Raw genomic sequence first — 867 nt, 5'->3', positions numbered from 1 at the left:
AACTCATTTAGGACAAGAAGCTAGTGGAGAAATAATCCCCTTGCTTTCTCCCTTTGAGCTTTTTTCTTTTAAAAGAGCTTTTGGTAGGGGGTTTGGGGGGAAAAAATCTAAAAAGGCTTTAAGGTCTAAATCTCTTACAAGGCAAGAAGTTTTAAGCTTGATACAAAATTTGAAAAAAGGAAGTAGCGAAAACATCCGCCTTGTTGATGATAAAAAAGCCTTAGATTTGCTATGGGAAAAATTGACAAAAAATGCTACAAAAATAGACGAAACACCAATTTCTATAAGAAACAAAAATACACACAAAATCACCCAAGAAAGACTAATTAGATACAAATTAGGCGATGGCACAAATCTTATTTATCGCACAAATTCTAGCAGAGACAATTAATATTTATGGTAAAAATCCAAAAATCAATAAAACCATACATATTAAGCCCAAGGAGTGAATAAATGGCAAAGCTTAAGGTAATTTATAAAATAGGAAATCCGATTTTTTTTTATAAGCAATCACAAAATGAGGTGGGGTATTGCAGTGAGCCTTTGCTTGATAAAATTTTAAATATGGATAAATACAATTATGAGATGGATTTATTGCTGGATTATTTACAAAATGAGACAAAAACAGAGATCTTATTTGCTTTTGAGTATGTATTTTTAAAACTTGTTGATGATGAGTTCTTTCCAAGATCTGAGCTAAATTCAAATATAATTCAAGAATATCATATAAACGGTTCTAATATAAACTCACCAAAACCCTCATATATCAGCGAATACATAAACACAGTAGGACAGCTTTTTTTGGCTGGATATATAGAATTTGGTATGTGTGGTTTGCAAGATAAGGAGGAAAATTTATTATCTAAA

Annotated in this window: 1 protein-coding gene and 1 pseudogene; both read left to right on the top strand. The window is 30.8% G+C overall.

Annotated elements, in window-relative coordinates:
• Window positions 1–391, top strand: a 391-nt coding sequence (locus tag DMC01_RS14155) for a hypothetical protein (RefSeq protein ID WP_185908969.1), incomplete at its 5' end; no start/stop codon positions are given.
• A gap of 62 nt (window positions 392–453) precedes the next feature.
• A pseudogene (locus tag DMC01_RS12600) lies at window positions 454–867 on the top strand (hypothetical protein); the annotation flags it as partial.

The organism is Campylobacter troglodytis (genome assembly GCF_006864425.1).
In the GTDB taxonomy this organism is placed as follows: Bacteria; Campylobacterota; Campylobacteria; order Campylobacterales; family Campylobacteraceae; genus Campylobacter_D; species Campylobacter_D troglodytis.
Note: the sequence above shows the minus strand (reverse complement) of the source record. Positions and strands in the feature narration are given on the sequence as shown.